The sequence below is a fragment of the Agrobacterium sp. rho-8.1 genome (genome assembly GCF_033957725.1).
GTDB lineage: Bacteria > Pseudomonadota > Alphaproteobacteria > Rhizobiales > Rhizobiaceae > Agrobacterium.
This window is the reverse complement of record NZ_CP192789.1, coordinates 39,587-63,205: the sequence shown is the minus strand read 5'-3', so window position 1 is coordinate 63,205 and position 23,619 is coordinate 39,587. Positions and strand designations below refer to the sequence as shown.

16 protein-coding genes are annotated in these 23,619 nt (G+C 58.2%); 3 read left to right on the top strand and 13 right to left on the bottom strand.

Going from position 1 to position 23,619, the window contains the following annotated elements; all coding sequences use genetic code 11:
* Nucleotides 1-3: 3 nt before the first annotated feature.
* The 4 genes from RMR21_RS15090 to argE all read right to left on the bottom strand — a co-directional run bounded on the left by RMR21_RS15090 (nt 4) and on the right by argE (nt 4,014).
* Nucleotides 4-1,467, bottom strand: coding sequence for an aldehyde dehydrogenase family protein (locus RMR21_RS15090; RefSeq protein WP_498670291.1), 1,464 nt, complete (start codon nt 1,465-1,467; stop codon nt 4-6).
* A gap of 12 nt (nt 1,468-1,479) precedes the next feature.
* Nucleotides 1,480-1,842: a cupin domain-containing protein gene (locus tag RMR21_RS15085; RefSeq protein ID WP_498670290.1), complete on the bottom strand. Its 363-nt coding sequence runs from the start codon at nt 1,840-1,842 to the stop codon at nt 1,480-1,482.
* A gap of 21 nt (nt 1,843-1,863) precedes the next feature.
* Nucleotides 1,864-2,787: a 2-hydroxyacid dehydrogenase gene (locus tag RMR21_RS15080; RefSeq protein WP_498670289.1), complete on the bottom strand. Its 924-nt coding sequence runs from the start codon at nt 2,785-2,787 to the stop codon at nt 1,864-1,866.
* A 102-nt stretch (nt 2,788-2,889) separates the two neighbouring features.
* Nucleotides 2,890-4,014 carry an acetylornithine deacetylase gene (gene argE / locus RMR21_RS15075; RefSeq protein WP_498670288.1) on the bottom strand — a complete coding sequence of 375 codons (1,125 nt, stop codon included), beginning with the start codon at nt 4,012-4,014 and terminating at the stop codon, nt 2,890-2,892.
* 166 nt (nt 4,015-4,180) lie between these two features.
* Between argE and RMR21_RS15070 the strand changes: the two genes are divergently transcribed.
* Entirely contained in the window at nt 4,181-5,107 is a 927-nt protein-coding gene (locus RMR21_RS15070) for a GNAT family N-acetyltransferase (protein ID WP_498670287.1), read from the top strand.
* Between the two features lie 53 nt (nt 5,108-5,160).
* Here RMR21_RS15070 and RMR21_RS15065 read toward each other — a convergent pair whose 3' ends face one another.
* From RMR21_RS15065 to RMR21_RS15040, 6 genes are all read right to left on the bottom strand, one after another.
* Entirely contained in the window at nt 5,161-7,101 is a 1,941-nt protein-coding gene (locus RMR21_RS15065) for a beta-galactosidase (RefSeq protein WP_498670286.1), read from the bottom strand.
* On the bottom strand, nt 7,101-8,192 hold the full coding sequence (locus RMR21_RS15060; protein ID WP_498670285.1) for an ABC transporter ATP-binding protein: 1,092 nt from the start codon (nt 8,190-8,192) through the stop codon (nt 7,101-7,103). Before RMR21_RS15060 ends, RMR21_RS15065 begins: the two co-directional genes overlap by 1 nt.
* On the bottom strand, nt 8,185-10,290 hold the full coding sequence (locus tag RMR21_RS15055; protein WP_498670283.1) for an alpha-galactosidase: 2,106 nt from the start codon (nt 10,288-10,290) through the stop codon (nt 8,185-8,187). The genes RMR21_RS15060 and RMR21_RS15055 overlap by 8 nt, the downstream gene beginning before the upstream one ends.
* Nucleotides 10,287-11,138 (bottom strand): carbohydrate ABC transporter permease, encoded by an 852-nt coding sequence (locus RMR21_RS15050; RefSeq protein ID WP_174155513.1) that lies wholly within the window; start codon nt 11,136-11,138, stop codon nt 10,287-10,289. Before RMR21_RS15050 ends, RMR21_RS15055 begins: the two co-directional genes overlap by 4 nt.
* Entirely contained in the window at nt 11,138-12,046 is a 909-nt protein-coding gene (locus RMR21_RS15045) for a carbohydrate ABC transporter permease (protein WP_498670282.1), read from the bottom strand. The genes RMR21_RS15050 and RMR21_RS15045 overlap by 1 nt, the downstream gene beginning before the upstream one ends.
* Before the next feature lie 90 nt (nt 12,047-12,136).
* Nucleotides 12,137-13,366, bottom strand: a complete 1,230-nt coding sequence (locus RMR21_RS15040) for an ABC transporter substrate-binding protein (RefSeq protein ID WP_498670281.1) — start codon at nt 13,364-13,366, stop codon at nt 12,137-12,139.
* A gap of 152 nt (nt 13,367-13,518) precedes the next feature.
* On the opposite strand from RMR21_RS15040, the gene RMR21_RS15035 reads away from it, so the two are divergent.
* The gene (locus RMR21_RS15035; protein WP_498670280.1) at nt 13,519-14,430 is read left to right on the top strand and encodes a helix-turn-helix domain-containing protein; all 912 of its coding nucleotides are present in this window, start codon (nt 13,519-13,521) and stop codon (nt 14,428-14,430) included.
* A gap of 8 nt (nt 14,431-14,438) precedes the next feature.
* On the opposite strand, the gene treY is transcribed toward RMR21_RS15035, so the two are convergent.
* Nucleotides 14,439-16,961, bottom strand: a complete 2,523-nt coding sequence (treY, locus tag RMR21_RS15030) for a malto-oligosyltrehalose synthase (RefSeq protein ID WP_498670279.1) — start codon at nt 16,959-16,961, stop codon at nt 14,439-14,441.
* Between the two features lie 172 nt (nt 16,962-17,133).
* Between treY and treZ the strand changes: the two genes are divergently transcribed.
* Nucleotides 17,134-18,918: a malto-oligosyltrehalose trehalohydrolase gene (gene treZ, locus RMR21_RS15025; protein ID WP_498670278.1), complete on the top strand. Its 1,785-nt coding sequence runs from the start codon at nt 17,134-17,136 to the stop codon at nt 18,916-18,918.
* Nucleotides 18,919-18,922: 4 nt separating this feature from the next.
* On the opposite strand, the gene RMR21_RS15020 is transcribed toward treZ, so the two are convergent.
* Both RMR21_RS15020 and RMR21_RS15015 read right to left on the bottom strand, forming a co-directional pair.
* Complete coding sequence (locus tag RMR21_RS15020) at nt 18,923-20,236, bottom strand: MFS transporter (protein WP_498670277.1); 1,314 nt, start codon at nt 20,234-20,236, stop codon at nt 18,923-18,925.
* A 162-nt stretch (nt 20,237-20,398) separates the two neighbouring features.
* A complete protein-coding gene (locus tag RMR21_RS15015; RefSeq protein ID WP_498670276.1) occupies nt 20,399-23,593 on the bottom strand; it encodes an efflux RND transporter permease subunit in 3,195 nt (1,064 codons plus the stop codon).
* Nucleotides 23,594-23,619 lie beyond the last annotated feature (26 nt).

Below are 23,619 nucleotides of genomic sequence, written 5' to 3'. Positions count from 1 at the left end.
GTTTCAAAGATCGATAAGAACGCTTTTGGACTTCCGGTTCGCCATGTAGGCATCTCGTCCCAGATCCTTGCCGATGCCTGAGCTTTTATAACCACCGGTCGGCAGAATGTGGTCGCGGGATCTTCCGTAACGATTGACCCAGATCGTGCCCGCTTGCAACGCCCTGGTCACGCGAATGGCGCGTGAAAGATCGCGCGTGAACACGCCTGCCGCAAGGCCATAGGTCGGGTGATCTGCCAGCGCCAGCGCTTCGTCTTCATCCTCGAAGGTTTGCAGCGTCAGCACGGGTCCGAAGATTTCCTCTGTTACAGCGGGTGAATCCTGCGTAACATTGCCGAGCAACGTCGGGGCGTAGAAATAGCCCTCGCGGTCCATGATCTTCCCGCCAGTCAGGCATTCCGCGCCTGCGCCGATGGACGCGCGAACGATTGCGTCGATCCGCTCGATCTGTTTTTGCGAAATGATCGGGCTGTACTGGGTGTTCTCATCCCATGTCGGGCCGGTCTCGACCCGGCGCATGATGGTGGTGATGGCGGCGATGAGTTCCTCCGCAATCTCCTTGGCGACGATCAGGCGGGAACCCGCCACGCAGGCCTGCCCGGCATTGGAAATGATGCTTTGCGCGACGGCTTTTGCCGTGCGGTCGATGTCGGCATCCGCAAACACCACTTGCGGGCTTTTCCCGCCAAGCTCAAGCGTCATCGGCTTGATGCCGGTTCGGGCGACATTTTGCATGATGGCGGAACCGGCGGCGGTGGAGCCGGTAAAGCTGACCTTGGAAATATCGGGATGGCCGGTGATGGCGTTGCCGGTCACCATGCCATCGCCGAGCACGATATTGATGAGACCGGCAGGTATACCGGCCTCGATAGAAAGCTCAGCGATGCGCAGGCTTGAGAACGGCGTCATTTCGGATGGTTTCAGTACCACGGCATTACCCGCCGCAAGTGCAGGCCCCAGCTTCCACCCAGCCATGGACAACGGAAAATTCCACGGTGTGATGGCGCCGACGACACCATAGGGCTCGGTCATGATCATGCCGAGACTGGTGTCGGAGGTCGGAACGAGGTCACTGCCTTCCTTGTCCGCAAACTCGGCGAAGAAACGGATCTGTTCGGCGGTGACGGCGATATCGCCCGCGACCAGATGGCCGACGGGGCGGGTCGATGACACGGCCTCCAGCTTTGCCAGGTTTTCCGCGTCTTGCTCGATCAGATCGGCCCAGCGTTGCATGGCCCTGGTTCGATCGCGCGGTCGCACACCGCCCCAGTTGCTGTCCTTCAACGCCTTTTTCGCCGTTTGCACAGCCTGATCGACAAGATCGGCACTGGCAACAGGGCAATCGCCAAATGCAGCGCCATCGGACGGGCGGTGCATGGCGATACCTTCGCTGGCAGCCACCTTCTCGCCACCGATGAAGTGGTAATGCGGCAGCGAAATCGTGTCTGGATCGAAACTGAGCGTCATGGCCGTCGTTCCTTACATGGGGTCAGTTACGGTCACATAGATCTTACGAACCGTTTCGATGGTGCGCCATACGCCGACGAAACCGGGCTTCATCATAAAGCTGTCTCCAGCACGGTAGGTAACAGTGTCGCCGTCCTTCTCGTCCAGTTCGATCACACCGGAAATGATGTGGCAGAACTCGTAGGTCGTGCCTTTGATGGAATGGGTTTCGCCGGGTGTCGCTTCCCAGATGCCGGTGTGGACGGTGCCATCACGGCAATCATCCAGCGCCCATGTCTTGAAGGAGGGGTTGCCGGAAATCAGCCGCTCGGGCGTCGGCAGCGCTTCTTTCGGTGTTGTCTGCGGGTTGGTATCGATACGGGTGATAAGCGACATGGGAAGTCCTTTCTGAGGTGTTCAGTAGCCGCGGTTGCGGTCGATGAGACCGATGGGGTCAAGTCCGCTCTGGTGGCGACGAATATTGTCGATGACGGCTTTCGCCGCCGATTCCGGCTGGGTGACGGAGGCGATGTGCGGGGTGATGATGATACCGGGATGCCGCCATAGCGGATGGTCGGCGGATAACGGTTCGGGGTCGGTCACGTCGAGCATCGCACCGGAGAGGTGGCCGCTATCGAGTGCGTTGACGAGCGCAGTTTGATCGAGCTGCGGACCTCTGCCTGCGTGGAGAAGAGCCGCGCCGGATGGCAGTTTTGCAAAAAGGTCGGCGTTCAGAAAACCGCGCGTCTCCTGCGTCAGCGGCAGCAAGCAGATGAGAATGTCGGCGTTTGCCAAGAAGGCGTCCAACTGGTCTGCACCATGATGGCAGGTCACGCTGTCGATCTCATGAGCGCTGCGGCTCCAGCCAGACAAAGGAAATCCGAAGGGTTTCAGTCGCTCCAGAACCGCCTTACCCAGATGACCGAGACCGAGCACGCCCACGCGCCGGTCATGCGCTTGCCGAACCGGCAATGCTTGCCACTTGGCCTGGGCTTGTTGGGCCAGATAGTCGGGCAGACGGCGGTGCAGCGCCAGCACACCCAGCGTCGCGTATTCCTGCATCATCCTGATGATGCCGTCTTCCACCATCCGCACCAGTTTGACATGGGCGGGTAGGGCAGACGCATCGAATTGATCGATACCTGCGCCGATGGAAAACAGGATTTCCAGATTGTCATAGCGTGCGAGATCGGCAGGGGCAGTCCAGTTGATGAGATAGCGGACACTGTTAGGATCGACAGAGGTCGGATCGGAGGAGAAGGCGACATCCGGCAACTCCCGCGCAAAAAGCTCAGCGAATATTTTCGCCCGTGCCGCGTCGGAATTGAACAGAAATGTCATGGGTCAGTCCTCGTTCTGATGTCAGCCGAAATTGGCCCAGTTCGAACGGCAGGATGCACTGAAGCGGCGATGGCCCGCAGCACATCTGACCGATTTGCTGGTTCAGGCGCTCAATCGCGCTCCTAGATTGACGAGCATGCTGCGGCAGGCGGAGAGTTCATCGCGGGTGATGAACTCATTTGCCTTGTGCGCACGTGCGATGTCGCCGGGACCGCAGATAATGCTGTCGATACCGGCTGCCTGATAAAGCCCGGCTTCTGTGCCATAACTCACTGCCGCCAGCGGTTCTATGCCGGTCAGCTCATGCATGAGGCTGGCAAGCGGAGCATCGGCTGGCAGCGAAAGGGCTGGATACTCGCTCAACATCTCGAATGCCGTTTCGAATCCATCACGGCGCAACGCCTCCGTCGCTTTGCGCAATGGCTCCAGCAAGGAGGCGGGTGAGACACCGGAAATCGCCCTTGCTTCGATCTCTGCCATGCAGAGATCCGGGATGATATTGACCGCCTGTCCCCCACTGATCTTGCCGACCTGAAGCGAGGAGTAGGGTGGTTCGAAACTGCTATCGAATGGTCCGCTCGTCAGTGCATGCGCTGCATGTGTGGCGCTCGCCAGCACCTCGCTCATGGCATGGATGGCATTCAGGCCTTGATCAGGCCGGGAAGAATGGCCTGACCGTCCTTTGACGGTAACACGTGCTGCGGCCTTGCCCTTGTGGGCTCTGATAGCCCGCAGACCGCTCGGTTCTCCGACGATGCACATATCCGGAAGCGCGCACAGCGTGGGGATGAGCTTGATCAGGTGTGGCACACCCTTGCAGCCCGCTTCCTCGTCATAGGAAAAGGCAAGATGCACCGGTCTCTTCAAGGGTATTTTTGCGAATTCGGGCAAGGCTGCGAGTGCGCAGGCTAGAAAGCCCTTCATGTCGCTGGTGCCACGTCCATAGAGCCGGTCGCCATCTGTCCGGACTGAAAACGGGTCAGACGCCCAATCCGCTTCGCCCGCCGGAACCACATCCATATGGCCTGACAGAATGACGCCGGGACGATCGCGCGGGCCGATTGAGATGAAAAGATTGGAGCGATCACCCTCCGGCCCCAGCGCGGTCGTCACCTGCGCACCACAGCTTTCGGCGTAGTCGGCTATCCATTCGACGATATCGGCATTGGGTTGCCCAACCACAGAGGGGAACGAAACCAACCGCTCCAATATGTCGAATTCCGTCATTGCTGCCTCGCGCCGTTTTGGACAAGGTAGAGCGTTAAGACGCCAAAACGCACCGAAAAGCCTGTCGCTTTAGTGGAAACTGCTGAAATCCCGCCGGATTCGAACGATTTATTTGGCGTAGATGCCGTAATTCTGGAAAGCGGATTTGTGACATTCAGGAATGCTGATGGCGAACGAAGCCAGTAATGTAGGCGCGGTGGATTATCACGACACCATACAGCTTGAAGCCTTCGAGCTGACGCTTGAGAACATCGCGGATGCCGACATTGAAAAGCTGCACGCCCTCTCTGTTGGCGTGGGTTGGCCGCACCGCCCCAAGGACTGGCAGATGCTTCTGGAAAACGGCAACGGCGTCGTCGCCGTCGATTCCATCGGTCGGCTTGCCGGTTCGGCCATGTGGTTCGATTTTGGTTCGACCTTTTCCACCATCGGCATGGTCATAACACCACCCCGACTTCAGGCCAGAGGTGCCGGAAGCTGGATGATGCTGCATGTGATGCAGCAGGCGGGCAAGCGGCAATTCGGTCTGAACGCCACCCGTGCGGCCAAACGGCTATACCAGTCCATGGGTTTCGCGATCGAGAAGACGGTGTTTCAGTGTCAGGGGGAAGCGACACCGGTTGCCACTCCGCAACCCGTCGGCGGTGCCGCGTTGCGGGCGATGACATCAGGGGATGTCGACACCATCCTTGCGCTTGATGAGAAGGCCTTCGGTGCTGGCCGCAACACGCTGTTCAACTCACTGCTTCCGGTCTCCAAGGGCGTGGTGCTGGTTCGAGGGCAGCGTGTTGAAGCCTTCTCGCTCTGTCGTCGTTTTGGGCGCGGCGCGCTGATCGGGCCTGTGGTGGCACTCAACGCGGTGGATGCCATCGCCGTTACCCATCCGCATGTCGTGGAACATGAAGGCCAGTTCCTGAGGCTCGATACGCGGGAGGAAAGCGGTGCTTTCGCACAGTATGTTGCAAGCTCAGGCATGTCGGTTTTCGATACGGTTACAACCATGTCACTCGGTGGACAATGGATGCGGGACAGTGAGAACGAAGAGAGTTTGAAGCCGAAGACATGGGCACTCGCCAGTCAGGCGTTCGGCTGAGCGCGTAGAAATTGAAAGGCTGCATTCATTTCGACGAACGCAGCCTTACTATCTCATGAAACGCTGGTTTTCCACGCAGAGACGGCCTGCGGTTCCAGCACCCTGTCTCCCAGCACGAGAGCACCATGTTCAGGGATCTTCCAGGCCTCGGTGCCATAGTTGAAGGCAAAGGTGAGATCGCCGCGGCGACGGATGCGGATATGGTCGGGCAAAGTGATCGTTTCGAGCCCAGCCTTTTTCGCAGCCAGCGTCAGCACGCTGGTTAGCAATGTCTCATCTGCCCAGCAGGCGAGATAAAGCGTATTGCCGTTTTCCGTCATTGCCGGATCGCCATTTGCAAAGCGGGCGACGACGTTGGCCGAGGTCTGCACAGTTTCGCGCCAACGGATTGCCGCGCCGCAGACCTCTCCCGACACAGCGTCAGACAGGCCGGGCCGCAGTGTGGAAACCTGAATGACACGATTGCCGGTGTGTTTACCCAGTGGTCCGGGTGGGAGGTTCTTCGGAATGACGAAGTTGCGGTCCCGTGATCCCGTGCGTGCTCCGATGAGGATTTGCCCCGTGGCCTTGGCGAGAGCAGCTTCCGTTGCGACATCGACTTCCGTCACACAGGGAACAACGACGAGCGGATAGCCATCCAGAGAATCGCCCGGACGTACGAAGTCGATATCCAGACCGAGACGGCGCAAGCTTTCGTACCAGCGGAAGCACAGCTCCTCGTAGCGGAAATCCTTGCCCTGCGGCTGGATCATCGTCGTCCAGTAGCTCTGGTAATCGAAGACAAGAGCGACCTGTGCCTTGCCGCTTTCCGGCAGGGTGCCGAAATTTCCGAGTTCCTTGCCAACCTGTTGTGCTTCCAGCCCACCGGGAGAAAGCTCATCGAGACCTGACATGTTCAGGCCCGCATGCATCTGCTCCTGCGCAAAGGGCGCTTGCCGCCAGCGGAAATAGCTGACGACCTCAGCCCCGTGCGCCAGCGCTTCCCATGTCCATAGACGCACCATGCCTGGCTTCGGTACCGGGTTCCACGGTGCCCAGTTGACCGGGCCTGGCTGCTGTTCCATCACCCAGAAGCGGCCCTTGCCGACCCCGCGATAAAGGTCATGATGGTACGGTGCAATATCAGGATGGGAAGTCTCGGCCCAGCGGTTGCGCTCGTCTTCGGTGAAAGGAAACTTCTCGACAAAGCCGATCGGGTAGCTGTCCCACGAGGCGAGATCGAGATTGTCGCCGACCTTGAAGTGGTCAAAATCCGAAACGAAACCCATGAAATTGTGGGTGACCCAACGTCCGGCCGAATGCCTGCGAATGATATCGCACTGCATCTTGTCATAGGCTGCAACCTGATCGGACTGGAAACGCCAGAAATCCAGCCGTGTCGCCGGGTTGGTTTCGGTAACGGTCAGGTTCGGTAGCGAAACATCATCGAAACTCTTCAGCTCCATGGACCAGAAAACCGAGCCCCAGGCTTCGTTCAGTTGCTCTGGCGATTGGTAGCGCAGCCGCAGCCATTGCTTGAACTGCTTGAGGTCTTCGGGACCCCAGGACGCGGTGGTATCATGGCAGCCATATTCGTTGTCCGTCTGCCAGCCCACGAGGCCGGGATGCTCGCCGTAGCGCCTGGCGATGATCTCAACGATGCGCGCACTTTCGCGCCACCACGTCTTTGATGAAAACGTGTAGTGTCGGCGGGAGCCGAAGCCACGCACCTTGCCGTCTTCGCCATAGGGCAGGATATCGGGATGCTCATCCACCAGCCATTTCGGTGGCGTGGCGGTTGGTGTGCCCAGAACGACCTTGAGACCTGCGGCGTGGAGCACGTCCATGGCGCGGTCCAGCCATTCGAATTGAAACTCGCCCCGCGCAGGCTCAAGCCGCGACCATGCGAATTCACCGATGCGCACGAAGGAAATACCCAGTTCGCGCATACGCCGCGCGTCTTCGGTCCAGCGGCTTTCGTCCCAGTGTTCGGGATAATAACATACGCCCAACATTATCGCGTCAGATCTCCGTTGATGATGGCTTTGCCTTGGCCGTTGAACACATGGCAGGCCTTGGCATTGATGCCGAGTTTGAGCGTGTCGCCCGGTTTGGCACTTGCCAGACCATCGGCCTTGACGGAGATCTCCGAACCATCCGCCAGTTCGACGAAGAATAGTGTTTCGGAGCCGAGATATTCGGCAAGCCGCACGGTGCCTTCAAGGACGACATCACCTTCGCCAGTCGCGCTGATATGCTCGGGACGAATGCCGATGGAGGCGTCCTTCAGTGCGGCACCATCTGGAGCGTCGACAGCGAGTGTCACGCCGCCCGGCAACGTCAGACTGATTTTTCCGCCTTCGCTTTTTGCCGGTACCTTCAACACATTCATTTTCGGCGAGCCGATAAAGCCCGCCACGAAAAGGTTGGCAGGACGGTGATAGAGTTCCAGTGGCGAACCGACCTGCTCGATCTTGCCCGCTGAAAGAACCACGATCTTGTCGGCCATGGTCATGGCCTCCACCTGGTCGTGGGTGACGTAGATCATCGTGGCTTTCAAATCCTGATGCAGCTTGGAAAGCTCGCCACGCATCTGCACGCGCAGGGCGGCATCAAGGTTGGACAGCGGTTCGTCGAACAGGAAGACTTCCGGGTTGCGAACGATGGCGCGACCGATCGCCACGCGCTGGCGTTGACCACCGGAAAGCTGACCCGGCTTGCGCTGCAACAGCGGTTCAAGCTGCAACAGTTTGGCAGCATGAGCCGTGCGCTCGGCGATCATGTCCTTTGAGTGGCCCGTCATGCGAAGCCCAAAGCCGATGTTTTCAGCCACCGTCATATGCGGATAGAGCGCATAGGACTGGAAAACCATGGCCACGCCGCGCTCGGAAGGACCGATCTTGGTCATGTCCTGCCCACCGATGGACAGCGCGCCGGAGGTGATCTGCTCCAGACCGGCAATCATCCGCAACAGCGTGGATTTGCCGCAACCGGAAGGACCGACGAAGACGCAGAACTCTCCGTCTTTCACGTCGAGATCGACGCCCTTGATGACGCTGAGCGCGCCAAACTCTTTCTTGACGTTGCGCAGGCTTACGTCAGCCATTGGTCTTGCCTCCCTTGACAGGTTCCAGTTCGAGGAGCAGCGCGCTTTCCGGTTTCAGCATCGGCAATGGCAGGCCTGCAAGGCCAGCACTGGAAAGCTCGAAGCTGATGGTCCCGGCGAGCAGCTTTGTCTGGCCCTCGGAGATGCGAATAAAGTCCGGCGTTGCCGGCATTGCGTTGGATATTTTCCATGTGCCGCCAAGGCGGGTGACGCTTTCAGGCAGTTTCAGCGGTGCCGGTTGCTCGCTCACCATCTGCGGCCCTTGCGCGACGATCACGACGATCTTGTCGGCACTTGCCGCTCCCCACACGTAACGGCCATCGAGAGGCGGTAGCAGGAAATTTTCGCCCGGGGCATGCAGCACGGGTCTCAGTCGCTTGTAAGCCTCGATGTAGAGTTTCAACTCGTCGCGCTCTTCCTGCGTCAATTCCAGCGGATTGAGCTCGACACCCATGTGATAGGCGATAGCGACTAGTGCGCGGAATGCCAGCGTGTGACGCCGTCCCGTCTGGTGGTTGGGAGATGCGGAAATGTGACTGCCCAGAATTTCGGGCGGCACAAATTGCGAGGCACCTCGCTGGATTTCCAGTCGCTCCAGCGCATCCGTGCAATCCGATGTCCAGACACGATGGGTGCGTTTCAAAACACCGAAATCGATACGCCCGCCACCAGATGCGCAGCTTTCGATTTCGACAGTTGGATGGGCTGCGCGAACGCGGTCCATCAACGCATAGACGGCACGGGTCTGGGCAGACGTTTTCGCCTTGCCATCGCGTCCGCCCGCATGGGTCAGGTCACGGTTCATGTCCCATTTGATGTAGGAGACCGCGTGGTTTGCAAGGACAGCGTCGATCTTGGCAAACAGATAGTCGGAAACCTCTTTACGTGTGAGATCGAGCACAAGCTGGGTACGAGACTGGAGCAGAGGCCGCCCTTCGATTTGCAACGCCCAGTCCGGGTGCTTCTTGTAAAGCTCCGAAACCGGGTTGATCATTTCTGGCTCGAACCAGATGCCGAACTGCATGCCAAGCCCGGTGACGTGATCGACCAGCGGCTTCAAACCATCCGGGTATTTGCGGGCATCGATATCCCAGTCGCCAAGACTGGTCGTATCGTCGTCACGCTTGCCGAACCAGCCATCATCGAGGACGAAACGTTCGATACCGATATCGGCGGCAGCCGTCGCCTGCGCCTTCAGCGAAACCATCTTGTGGTCGAAATAATTGCCTTCCCACGTGTTGAGCGTGACGGGGCGGGGAGACATCTGGCCGCCCGGCCAATCAAGAAGCTCGCTGCGGACGAAAGCGTGAAACGCTTGCGTGTCAGGCCCGGCATAGGCAACCGGGCTTTGATAGCTCTCGCCGCTGCCGAGAATGACTTCACCCGGCTCGAACAGCTCACCCATATGGATCAGGCGCTGGCCATCATCGGTGCGATCAATGACAACATGATGATTACCGCTCCAGCCAAGGGTAACGCCGAAACGTTGTCCGGCATTCTCAACAAAGATCACCGGAAATCGATCATGCGACGTGCGCCCGCGACGGCTTTCCTGAGACCAGACGCCATTGCCAAGCGTCTCGCTGCGGGTCTGGAACTCGCGTCCCCACATGCCAGTGAAGCTCGTCAGTTCCGTTTCGCCTGCCGGTATGGCAAATGTTGCCGCCATGCAGCGGTCCAGCTGATAACCAGCGTCTCCCCGGTTGGTCAGCGAAGTGGACATCGCGATCAGACCAGAGTCATGCTCGGTCAGCGTGATGGAGAGATCGATTTTTGCAACGGTGTCGTGACCATGCAGAATGGTATTGGTGCCGCTGCTTTCCACCGCCCACGAGTCGAATTGCAGCGTGAAGTCCCGCCCATGCCGGTGGCCGGTGATGGCTGGCCAGCCGAAGAAGCCCATACCGCCGGTCGGTAGCAAAACGGAGGAGGGGACAGCGACGTCCATGCCGTTGATGCGGCTGGACCGCTCGATATCGAACAGGGCATCCCGCGCTGTCGCGTCCGCTCCGAACGACACAATTTCCGGCATGCCGAGCTTTGGCAGCCGAAGGCTGAGCGCGAAATTGCCTTTACCGATGGTGATGATCTGGCTCATCCCTTTGTCGCTCCCAATGTCAGTCCGGCTATGAAGTGCTTTTGCATGATGAAGAACATGGCGACGGGCGGCAGCGCGGCGACCAGTGATCCCGCAGACACCAGATGCCAGGCGGCAACCCATTGCCCGTTGAGTGAGTAGAGGCCCGCGGTGACAGGCATGGCATGCTGTCCCTGAACCAGAACCGTCGCCCAGAAATAATCGTTCCACACGAAGGTAAAGACGAGGACGGAAAGGGCGGCGATGGCGGGGCGCATCAATGGCAGCACGATGTAGCGGAAAATCCTCCACTCCGAGACGCCTTCGACACGCGCAGATTCGATCAGCGCAAAGGGCAAACCCTTGATGAAATTGCGCATGAACAGGGTACAAAAGCCGGTCTGGAAGGCGACATGGAACAGCACAAGACCCATCGTCGTGTCGTAGAGACCGGCGCGCAGCGTCATGTCGCGAACCGGAACCATCAGGATCTGGAACGGAATGAAGTTCCCGGCAACGAACATGAAGAACAGCAGCAGGTTGGCCTTGAATTTGTAGACCGCCAGCGCAAAGCCGGTGAGGCAGGATAGCGCAACAGCGCCGATCACTGTGGGGATCGTGACCTTGAACGAGTTCAGAATATAGAGGCCGATGGGTGAATCCCGGAAAACGGCGGTGTAGTTTTCGACGCCTGCGAAGCCCGAGGGAATGCCGAAATAATTGCCCGCCGCAAAATCGCCGGCCGGTCTGACGGAGGTGATGGCAACGCCGATCAGTGGCAGAAGCCACAGAATGAGCGCGATGGGCAGCAGGATTTTGTAGCCCCTCTGAATGAAAGGCGATGTGTTCTGAATGGGTGCCGGGAACATCAGGAATTCCTTTCCTGGCTCAGCATGCGCACGATGAAGAGCGTGATGAAGATCATCATGATGAGGAACAGGACAACGGCGATGGCTGCGCCATAACCCATTCGGAAGCCGTATTCCGAAAGCGCCTGTTCATACATGAAATAGGACAGCACCGAACTCGAACCGTAGGGCCCACCAGCCGTCATGACCGACACGAGGTCGAAGGAGCGTAGCGAGCCGATGACGGTGACGACCATGGCGATGAAGGTCGCGGGTGCCAGTTGCGGCAGAATGATGTTCCACAGCAGCTTGAAACCCTTGGCGCCATCCATGCGCGCGGCTTCCACCTGCTCCGGGTTGATGTTGTTGAGGCCGGTCAGATAGAGGATCATGCAATAGGCGGTCTGCGGCCATAATCCCGCGACGATGATGCCATAGGTCACGAAGCGTTCGTCCGCCAGGATCGCGATCTGCTCGCCCGTCACCCATTCCAGCAGCTTGGAGAACAGTCCGAAATCCGGCGCATAGAACCATGTGAACATGAGCCCGACAACGACCTGGCTAATGACGAAGGGGAAGAAGAACAGAGATTTATAGAGCCGGATGCCACGAACATTCTGGTTCAGGAACAGAGCGACAGCCAGTCCTGCTGGAATGGACAGGAGATAAAGCACCAGCCAGATGATGTTGTTCTTCAAAGAGACGTAGAAAGTATCGTCTTGAAGCAGCTCGGCATAATTGCCGAAGCCCACCCAATTCATTGTGCCCATTCCGTCCCAGTCGTGAAAACTGATCCAGATCGACTCAAAGATGGGCACAAGAACATAGATGACGAACATCAGCAGGCCTGGGGCTAGAAACAGCCAGGGCGCCAGTTTTTGCTGATTGCGCTTCCAGAAACTGGGCGATGGTGAAACGGCGTTGCTCACGGCGGCACCTTTTGGAAATATACATATAAAATAGCAGCCGGGTACCTGGGCGATGCCGCTGACGGCACCCGGCGCTGGGAGGAACGGGTCTTATTTGTAGACGCGGGCGCGGATTTTTTCGAGGCGCGCCAGAATGGCGTCGATCTTGTCAGGCTTGACCATGAATTCCTGGAAGCCTTCCATACCGGCCTTGGCCATTTCCGCCTGCGCATCGCGATCATAGAACTGTGCAATTGCGGTGGCCTTGGACAACATGTCGAAGCCTGCCTCGAGGAACGGGTCCGTTGGCTTCTCCGCCTTGTTGTTGACGGGCAGCTGCCCCATCGTTGCGTTCATTTTCGTCTGCGCTTCAGGAGACGCGACATAGGCGAGGAATTTCTTCGCATCGTCCTTGTTCTTCGCGCCCTTTGGAATGTGGAACGTGTCGGTCGGTGCTTCCTCCGCAATCGGAAGACCCTTGGTAATTTCCGGGAAGGGCATGAAGCCGATCTGTTCTTCCTTCAGCCCGCCATTCTTGAAGGTGGCAACCGCGAAATTGCCCATCAGATACATGGCGGCCTTGCCCTGTACGAGCTGTGGAACGGCGTCCTGCCAGTCGATGGCGGCGTGGTTTTCGATAAAGTAGCCCGGCTTGACCAGCTCTGCCCACTTCTCGAACACGGCTTTGACGCGCGGGTCCGTATAGGGAACCTTGCCCGATGTCAGTTGCATATGGAAATCATAGCCGTTGACGCGTAGGTCGAGATAATCGAACCAGCCAGCGGTTGGCCACAATGCCTTGGTGCCGATGGTGAACGGCGTGATACCAGCATCTTTCAGCTTCTTGGAAGCGGCCAGAAGCTCATCCCAGGTCTTTGGTGGGGTGATGCTCTGGCTCTGGAAGATGTCTTTGCGGTAATAAATGCCCCACTGGTAGTAGGTGTAGGGAACGCCCCACTTCTTGCCGTCGATTGTCATGGACGGGGAGGCGGACTTCAACTGATCTTCGAGACCGTTTGCGGTCCACACATCGGTCACGTCTTCGAAAAGACCAGCCTTGACGAAAGGCTCCATGCGATTGCCGGCATACCAGGCAACGACATCCGGCGCATCGGCGGTCAGGAAGTTGCGGATGGCGGACTTGTAGCCCTCGTGGTCGAAGTTGTTCCACTTGACCGTTACGTCAGGATTGGCCTTCTGGAAGTCGGCAATCAGCTCTTCCATTGCCTTCTTTGGCACCGGATCAGAGTGGTCGGAATTGATGGTGATTTCGCCTGCAAAGGCAGATGAAAAGAGCGCTGCCGAAAAGGCAACTCCGCTGAGGCTTTTTAAAAGGGTCATGTTTTCCTCCCTATGACCGTGACACGTCGCCGTGGAGACTGTGAACGATAAGCACGCCCTCCCAAGCCAAATCCAAGTTCAGCTTGAACATCTGACCGAAACCCGCAATAAGCTACCGAAATTTCGGATATTTTCTCTAGGATCCTAAGATTATGGTCTCCATACAGCACGCTCGACGCGACGAATCCGTACCGGTACATCCAGAGCACGATCCGCGACATCCGCTGGTTGTCTTCGGCGATCACCGTTTTTGCGCTGGCGAAGCCTCTCTGGTGCAGGTCATGGCCGGGCCGCATATGCACAGCCAGGTGGAGCTGAATTTCGTGCTGGAGGGCCAAATGACCTACTGGTTCGACGGGCGTGAGCTTTCTCTCGGCAAGGGGCGGCTGTGCCTGTTCTGGGGCATGATCCCGCATCAGGTAATCGCGCGTGCGGAGGGTACGTCCTTCATCTGTCTTTATATACCGATGTCGTTTTTTCTGGGTCTCGCCAGCCTGACGCGTTTTCGTGATGCGGTGTTTCGTGGCGCCATGATCGAGGCCATCGCGTTACGTTCTTACGATCACGACATATTCCAGCGCTGGCGTGACGAGTTGCGTTCCGGTGACGAGGGGCTCATCGAGATCGTGCGCAATGAATTGAGCGCACGTGTACTGCGCATCGAACGCGATGGCTGGCGTGACCTGCGCGAGGAGGGCTCGGCCATCGCGAGCCTTGGCGCCAATGACAGCGAACGCATGGAGCACGTTGAGGGCATGCTCCGCTATATCGCCGAGAATGCCCTCAACGAAATCTCTTCAGAAGACGTCGGTCGCAATGCGGGGCTTCATCCCAACTATGCCATGTCCGTGTTCAAGCGTGCCGTCGGCATGACCATCAACCAAGCCATCATCCGTCACCGCCTCGACACGGCCCAGTCGCTGTTGATCGCAACGGACATGCCCATCACCGATGTCGCTTTCGAATCCGGTTTCGGCTCCGTATCGCGTTTTTACCAGGCCTTTTCCGAACGATTTGCCATGCGACCGAAACAATACCGTGCGAGCATGCGCAGCAACGCGTGATGGAAACACTACCCCCGTCGTAAAACGGCAAAGCCGTGGCCGCCTGTTACCTCCGTAGCATCGATGCCGTCGCTGAGATCGAACGCCTTACCTGTCAGCACATCAACATACCTGCTGTTCGCTAAGCTTGACGGGAGATGGATATGCGCAGCGTTCCCGAGAGAATGGGCGTTTGTGATTGCGGTCATGGCGAGCCGGGGGACGATGACGATAACGGCGGCGTTCTTCGTCGATCTGGCAAAGGCGACCAGATGCGAAGCGCTCTGACCGGTTACGTCGAGCGGCAGGTAATCGCCTTTTAGGAAGAGATCAGATGCTTGGCTCCGCAACGCCAGAAGCAGTTTGATAATGTGTTGTTTCACCTTCGGTTCGCAGGGATCTTCCACTTCATTCAGATTGTCCGGAAGTGCTGATAACTGAGCCGACAATGCTTCGAAGTCCGGTTCGCGGCGGTTGTCGGGGTCGACAAGGCTGAGATCGAAACCCTCGCAGCCCTGATAGATGTCGGGGACCCCCGGGGCGGTGAGTTTTATGACGGTTTGCGCAAGGCTGTTCGATGAACCGGCCTTGATAAACGGCTCAAGCGTCTGTGTGAAATCGTTGAGGAAGACATGATTGTCTGGAGACAAAAGATTGCGGGCGTAATTCAGAACGGCGTCTTCATAGAGTTCGTTGCTGTCTCCCCAGTTCGTACGCAATTTTGCCTCGCGCAGCGCCTTTTCCACATAGGGAATGAAGCGTGCTTCGAGAGCGTTCAAACCGACGCTGTCGGTGGGCTGTAAAGTGTGAGGCCAGGCACCAGCCAGGGCCTGGTACAGCATCCACTCGATGAGGGGTTCAGGAGCCACGCCGTCATTGATCGTTGTCCTGAAAGGGGCGTTCAGATCGCACCAGCGCTTCACACAGCTATGCCAGAGGTCAGGGGCTTCGCTGATCGCGTAAAGTCGCGCGCGCGCGTCTTCTCCGCGTTTTGTGTCATGCGTGGATGTTGTGGACAGCGCATCCGGCTGCGTTTCCAACCGGTGTTTCATTTCCGCGTGGAAGCGGTCAACCGAATAGACCCTTGGCAAGGGCTCTGCGCCGACCTCGTTGAGTGCCAGTGCCATGTTCTGCCGGTAAAACAGCGTGTCCTCGACAGATTTCGCCATCAGCGGGCCAGTCAGTTGCTGGAAACGGGTTCTGAGTTCCGAAGATTTGCCGGTTTGGTCCGATATTTGACCGGTGAGGATATTTTGCAGCCTGTGGAGGGCATCCGGATCGGGGGCAAATTCGCTTTTTTCAATGCTATCCACGACATCTGCCAGAACGCTTTGGCTTTCCTCCGACATGCCCGCAGGTGTGCCATAGGTTCGGTAAACGGGGAACGAGACGACGAGTTCGCGCAGGGCGCAACGCACATCCCCTTCATTCACCTCCGCCGATGCGCTCTGCGCGGCGAGGATGTCCATGGCCAAGCGCAGCAGCGTCGAAAACTCTCCGGCAAAATTCTTATCGACCATCAGGAGTTTTGCCGAGCGGAGTTCGTCTGTGACATCAAGCGGCTTGCCGATGGTGATTTCATACGCGCTGCGTAAATTTGACAGCGTGTCGCCATCCACGAAGACATCGCTCAATGCGGCAATAAATTCGTAGCCCGTCGTTCCCGATACGGGCCATTCCGACGGCAACGTTTCGCCTTCACCCAGAATCTTTTCGACCGTGAGGTAGCAGTCGGGGCCAACGTCCTTGCGCAGGCGCTCCAAATACTCATTCGGATCGGCCAGACCATCAACGTGGTCGATGCGCAGACCGTCGACGTCTCCGTTGCGAACCAGTTCGAAAATCAGTTGGTGCGAGTCCTCGTAAACGGATGCATCTTCGATCCGTACGCCCGCCAGCCCCGTGACCTCGAAGAACCGTCGATACGATAGCGCGCTGCTGGCATCGCGCCAATTCATCAATCTGTATGGCTGCGCGTCGTGCAGTTGGGAAATCAGGGCCTTGTCCGACGTATGGACGATTTGCGCTTGCCGCCCCACATAGGACGCGACCGAAAGAGGATAATGGGTCTCATAGCAGCGCAGTGCTGGTTTGCCTGTAGCAGTGTCGAGCTCGATCGATATGTCGCCAGCCTCCAGCACCTGATCGAAATCCTCGCCGAGCACCGGCAGGGTCAGGCGGCGGCTCCAGTCGATGTCGAAGTGCCGCGCGTAGGCACTTTGCTCGCCATGTTCGACGACATCTGCCCACCAGGGGTTTTCTAAGGATGCCGCCATATGGTTGGGTACGATATCGAGGATGAGGCCAATCTCGACAGCCTTCAGCGCCTTCACCAGCCGGTCAAACCCCGCCCGTCCACCAATGGCCGGATCGATCTCGTTGGCATCGGTCACGTCGTAGCCATGCGTTGAACCACTGGTGGCGGTGAAGATCGGCGAGGCGTAGAGATGGCTGATACCCAGTTGTTTGAGATAGGGCACGATCGCTGCTGCGCGATCGAAGGTCATGCCGTTGCGAAACTGAAGACGATAGGTGGCTGTGGGAATGGTCATGCGGGGCTTCCAGTGGGACTATGAGTCCGAAACCGTAACGCAACGATCTGGTTCCACGTGAGGAGACGGAGATTGGCGTAATCTGTCGCAAAGAAGCTTACGCACCTGTTGAACTTTTTTCTCACGTCACAGTTAAATCCATAGTCCCAGCTCTATTAGAGGCGCCAGATTTTTGTCAGAAAATTTTGATTTCGGGCCACTCATTCTCAACAACGCAACGCTTTTCCGCATTTGGGCACCGCTGCAACCCAGCATGATGTTGCAGCTTGAAACCGGCGAGCAGCATGTGATGCAGGCTGTCGATGGCGGATGGCACCATTGCCAGCTGCCCAGCGTGGGTGCTGGCGCGCAGTATCGTTTCAAGCAGCCGGATGGTCTCACCGTTCCTGACCCGGCGTCGCGGTTTCAGCCCCAGGATGTGCACGGCCCGAGCGAAGTCGTTGATCTCAACGGCTACATCTGGAAAACCGGAGAATGGTCCGGTCGCCCTTGGGAAGAGATGGTCATTTATGAACTGCACCTTGGCACGTTCACACAGGACGGCAGTTTTCTGGCGGCCATCGATAAGCTTGATCATCTGCAGACGCTGGGCGTGACCGCCATCCAGTTGATGCCGCTCAGTGATTTTCCCGGTCGGTACGGCTGGGGCTATGACGGTGTCCTACCCTATGCCCCGGACAGCAGCTACGGTCGCCCGGAAGATCTGATGGCGCTGGTGGACGCAGCCCATGAACGGGGCCTCTGCGTGTTTCTGGACGTGGTCTATAATCACTTCGGGCCCGATGGCAATTACATGCCGAACTATGCGCCGCTGTTTACCGATCACCACATGACGCCGTGGGGCAAGGGCATCAATTACGACGACAAGGGTGGCAAGCCTATCCGGGAATTCGTGATTCAGAACGCGATCTACTGGATCACGCAGTTCCGGCTGGATGGCCTGCGGCTGGATGCCGTCCACGCGATCAAGGACGATAGCGAAGAGCACGTGCTTCACGAGCTGTCCAGACGTGTGAGACAGGCGGCCGGGTCTCGACACGTTCATCTGATTGTTGAAAACGAGGATAACAACAGTGATCTTCTGGCGCGGGAGGATGGCGGCGGCGCGAAGCATTTCACCGCGCAATGGAACGACGACATCCACCATGTGCTGCACATCGCGGCAACCGGTGAAACCTTCGGCTACTATCAGGACTATGTTGGAGACGAGGACAATCTCGGTCGTGCCTTGGCGGAAGGTTTTGTGTTTCAGGGCCAGCACATGCCCTATCGCGGCGAAGAGCGTGGCAAATCCACACGCAACTTACCGCCGACGGCTTTCATCTCCTTCACCCAAAACCACGACCAGGTTGGAAACCGGGCAAATGGCGACAGAATGTCGTCCTATACGGCGCCTGAACCGCTCAAGGCCATCGCGGCGGTCTGCCTTCTGGCACCGCAAATCCCGATGCTCTTCATGGGTGAGGAATGGGGCGCTCAGGAGCCTTTTCCGTTTTTCTGCGAATTCGATGACGAACTGAACGAGAAGGTGCGCAAGGGTAGACGTGAAGAACTATCCCGCCTGCCGGGTTTCGATGGCGACAACGTCTCCGACCCCGTCGCGTACGAAACCTTCGCCTCCGCAAAGCTGGATTGGTCTCGAGCCGAGAGCCGCGACGGTGCAGAGATGCTTGCGTTCTATCGCTCGTTGATCGATATCCGGCACCGGCACGTCGTCCCGTTGCTGAAAGCGATGCATCTGGGTCCAGGCACGTTCCAGACTGAGAGTGGTGTCGTCACAGCGGTGTGGACGTCGGCGGATGGCGCGGAGCTCCGGCTCGTCGCAAATCTGTCTGGCGTCCAAGCAGCGGCCAGAGATATCCCGGAAGACAGCCACCGGATTTTCACCTCTGGTCAGACGGAAGATTTGAACCTCGGTCCTTGGTCGGTCATCTGGAGCCTGCGCCACCGAAACTGATCGGTTAGGCCAAAGCCTCGTTGCGGCTTTCAGCATCGATCAACCAGACGCTGAAAGCTGCCAGGAGCAACAGGCCTGAGATCACGCCAAGTGCCAGCCCGAAGCTGGACGCCATAACCGGCGCCACGATGGATGGCGCCAGAAGTCCGCCAAAGCGGGCGATCGAACCCGCCGTGCCCATGCCGCTTGCCCGCAGGCTTGTCGGGTAGATTTCCGGGGTGAAAGCATAGATCGCGCCCCACGTGCCAAGCAACGCAAAGCTCATGAGCAAAGATGCTGCCACGACGATTTCGACGCTTTGTCCCAGGCCATAGGCAAGTGTGCCTGCCGCACTCAGAAACAGAAAACCGATCAAGGTCGGCCTGCGCCCCCATCGCTCGACGCCGTAAGCTGCAAGCGCATAACCGGGGAGTTGTGCAATCGCCAGAATGACGAGGAACACCTGACCGCGCATGAAGCCGAAGCCGTCGCTTGCCAGTTTGACCGGAAGGTAGACGAAAACACCGTAGTAGGAAATCGAGATCAGCATCCATGCCAGCATCAAAAAAACCGTACGGCGGCGTAGCTCGGGCGACAAAAGGGCGCCGATGGATTTGCGTTCAGGACTTTGGGGCAGAAGCGGTGGAATATCGTCGGCGGCGCCGTTGGTTCTGGCAACCCGCCGAAGCACGTCTCTTGCTTCTTCCGAGCGACCCTGGCGATTGAGATAAAGAGGCGATTCCGGGACATATAACCGTAATGCGATGCCGATCAGCGCTGGCAATCCCGTGACGAAAAAGATCGTTCGCCATGCTTCGCCTCCTTGGCTTCCAGCGACGAGCGCCAGTACTGCAAGTGCGACGGTGCCGATGGCCCAGAAACCTTCCAGCAACACAAGCCAGCGTCCACGCCGATCCGTGGGCAGGAATTCCGCCATCATGGCATAGTCGACAGGCAGGGTTCCGCCCACACCCACGCCGGTCAGAAACCGCGCGACATAGAGCCACTGGAGGTCTGGGGCAAAAGCCGAGGCCACACCGAACACGGCGTCGAGGATGATGGCTGCAAACAGAACCGGGCGTCGACCGATGCGGTCGGCAAGTCGTCCGAAGACGAAGGCGCCAATCAACATACCCAGAAAGAAGATCGTTCCGGTCTGAAGCGCCTCCGGTACGGTGATGCCAAAACTTTTGGCGATGGAAGGCGCGGTGAAGCCGATGGCCAGAACCTGCATTGCGTCCGCCGCCCAGACGAGACCAAAGATGACGAAGAGCCGACGCTGGAACGTCCCGACACCAGCCATCTTCACGCCCTGCTCAATCGAAATGGGTGATTGCACGTGTGCTACTCGTCTTGTTTCGAGGGTTGGTCCTGATCGGACAACAGAGGCACCGAACCTGACCTGTCGCTTGGCCGGTGTCCAGTCCTTTTCATGGTCCCAGAAACGAAAAAAAGCCCCAGGACAACATCGTCCTGGGGCTTCCGTTTCAGGAAGGCGAGATTACACGGCCTTATCCATCTTGAAGTCCGTATTCGCGGCCTCTTCCGGCTTGTGCTGGATGAGCGGGCGGTTGCCTGCGAGTTTGCGGACCAACACGTAGAACACCGGCGTCATGAAGATACCGAAGATCGTGACGCCGATCATACCTGAGAACACCGCGACACCCATGGCTGAGCGCATTTCTGCACCGGCACCCGTGGAAATAACCAACGGCACCACACCCATGATGAAGGCAAGCGACGTCATCAGGATCGGGCGCAGGCGAAGACGGCTCGCCTCGATGGCGGCGGCAACAGGCGTTCTCCCCTCGAACTCCAGTTCGCGGGCGAACTCCACGATCAGGATCGCGTTTTTCGCCGAGAGACCGACAAGGACGATGAGGCCAATCTGGGTGAAGATGTTGTTGTCACCTCCCGTCAGCCAGACGCCGGTCATCGCAGCCAAGACACCCATCGGTACGATCATGATGATCGCAAGCGGCAGGGTCAGACTTTCATACTGCGCAGCCAGCACCAGATAGACCAGCAGCAGAGCCAGCGGGAAGACCAGGAAACCCGAGCTTCCGGCAAGGATCTGCTGATAGGTCAGATCTGTCCACTCGTAAGCGATGCCGGATGGCAGCGTTTCGTTGGCGATGCGTTCGATGGCGGCCTGTGCCTCGCCGGTCGAGAAACCGGGAGCCGGACCACCATTGATATCGGCCGACAGGAAGCCGTTGTAACGCGTGGTGCGTTCCGGCCCCGTCGTGGCGTCCACCTTCAAAAGTGCGGACAGCGGTATCATCTGGCCATTGCTCGAGCGCACCTTCAACTGGCCGATATCGTCTGCCTGCGCACGGAACTTCGCATCAGCCTGCACCCGCACACTATAGGTGCGGCCAAAGGCGTTGAAGTCGTTGACGTACAGCGAGCCGAGATAGATCTGCAACGTCTCGAACACGTCCGTTACGGACACACCCAGTTGCTCTGCCTTTGCGCGATCGAGATCGGCGTAAAGCTGGGGCACATTGATCTGGAAGCTGGAGAACAGACCTGCCAATTCCGGTGTCTGATAGGCTTTGGCAAGGAAGGCCTTGTTCACTTCATCCAGCACCTGATAGCCGAAGCCGGCGCGGTCCTCGATCTGCATCTTGAATCCGCCGGTTGTGCCGAGACCATTGACCGGTGGTGGCGGGAACATGGCGATGAAGGCATCCTGAACGGCACCGAATTTCTGGTTGAGCGCCATGGCAATGGCACCGCCAGACAATTCAGGTGTGGTTCGCTCTTCGAACGGGCTGAGAGCCACGAAGACCACGCCTGCATTGGAGCTGTTGGTGAAGCCGTTGATGGACAGGCCCGGAAACGCAATCGCATGTTCGACGCCCGGTTGTTTCATGGCGATATCGCTCATGCGCTTGATGACATCTTCCGTACGATCAAGACTGGCGGCATCCGGCAATTGCGCAAAGCCGATCAGATATTGCTTGTCCTGGGCGGGCACAAAGCCGCCTGGAACCGCATTGAACATGCCGTAGGTCGCGCCGGCGAGAACCACATAGACGATCATCACGATGCTCTTGCGGTTGAGCAATCCGCCGACACTTTTACCGTAGCCATTCGAGGCTGCACCAAAGGCGCGATTGAAGCCACGGAAGAAGCCGCCAAGCACCTTGTCCATGCCACGCGTCAGCCAATCCTTCGGCGCGTCGTGGCCTTTCAGCAGCAGAGCTGCCAGGGCTGGAGACAGTGTCAACGAGTTGATGGCCGAGATGACTGTGGAAATCGCAATGGTCAACGCGAACTGGCGGTAGAACTGACCCGACAGGCCGGAGATGAAGGCAAGCGGCACGAACACCGCAACCAGCACCAGTGCGATGGCGATGATGGGGCCTGACACTTCCTTCATGGCGCGGTAGGTCGCGTCCCGGGGAGACAAGCCGTTTTCGATGTTTCGTTCGACGTTTTCCACCACCACGATAGCATCATCCACGACGATGCCGATGGCCAGCACGAGCCCGAAAAGGCTGAGCGCGTTGATCGAAAAGCCGAAGACATACATCACCGCGAATGTACCGATGATCGACACAGGCACGGCAATCAGCGGAATGATCGAGGCACGCCAGGTCTGGAGGAAGAGGATGACGACGATGACGACAAGCGCGATAGCTTCCAGCAGGGTGTCGATGACCTTGTCGATGGAGGCGCGGACAAACTGCGTCGTATCGTAGACGATCTCGTACTTCACGCCCTGTGGCATTGCCTTCTGCAAGTCCTGCATGGTGGCAGACACCTGATCGGAAATTGTGATGGCGTTGGACCCTGGGGCCTGGAAGACGGGAATGGCAACGGCGGATTCGCCGTCCAGCAGCGAACGCAGAGCATAATCGGCGGCACCAAGTTCAACGCGAGCAACGTCACGCAGGCGGGTGATTTCGCCGTTCGTGCCGCTTTTCACGATGATGTTGCCGAACTCTTCCGGGGTGGAAAGGCGGCCCTGGGCGTTGACGTTGAGCTGAAGATCGACGCCGGTCAGGCTTGGCGAGGCACCGATGGTGCCAGCTGCGGCCTGGACGTTCTGTTCGCGAATGGCATTGCTGATATCGCTGGCAGCCAGATTGTGTTCGGCAGCCTTCTGCGGATCGATCCAGACCCGCATGGAATAATCGCCTGCGCCGAAGATCTGCACCTGTCCCACACCCTCGATGCGCGCCAAGCGGTCCTTGATGTTGAGCACGGCGTAGTTGCGCAGATATGTCAGGTCATACCGGTTGCCGGGTGACACCAGATGCACGACCATCATCAGGTCGGGCGAGCTCTTGACGGTGGATACGCCAAGACTTCTGACCTCGGCAGGCAGGCGAGGCTCGGCTTGCGAAACGCGGTTCTGAACGAGCTGCTGGGCCTTGTCGGGATCGGTGCCCAGTTTGAACGTCACCGTCAATGTCATGACGCCGTCGGATGTCGCCTGGCTGGACATGTAAAGCATGTCTTCGACGCCGTTGATCTGTTCTTCCAGTGGCGTGGCAACCGTTTCGGCGATGACCTTCGGGTTGGCGCCGGGATAGGTTGCGCGCACGACGATGGATGGCGGCACGACATCCGGATACTCGGAAATCGGCAAAGCGCGCATGCCGATGAGGCCCGCCACGACGATGAGGACCGATAGGACGCCAGCGAAAACCGGCCGGTCTACAAAAAATCTGGAGATGTTCATGAGGTAGCCCTCTCCGGGTGAATTCT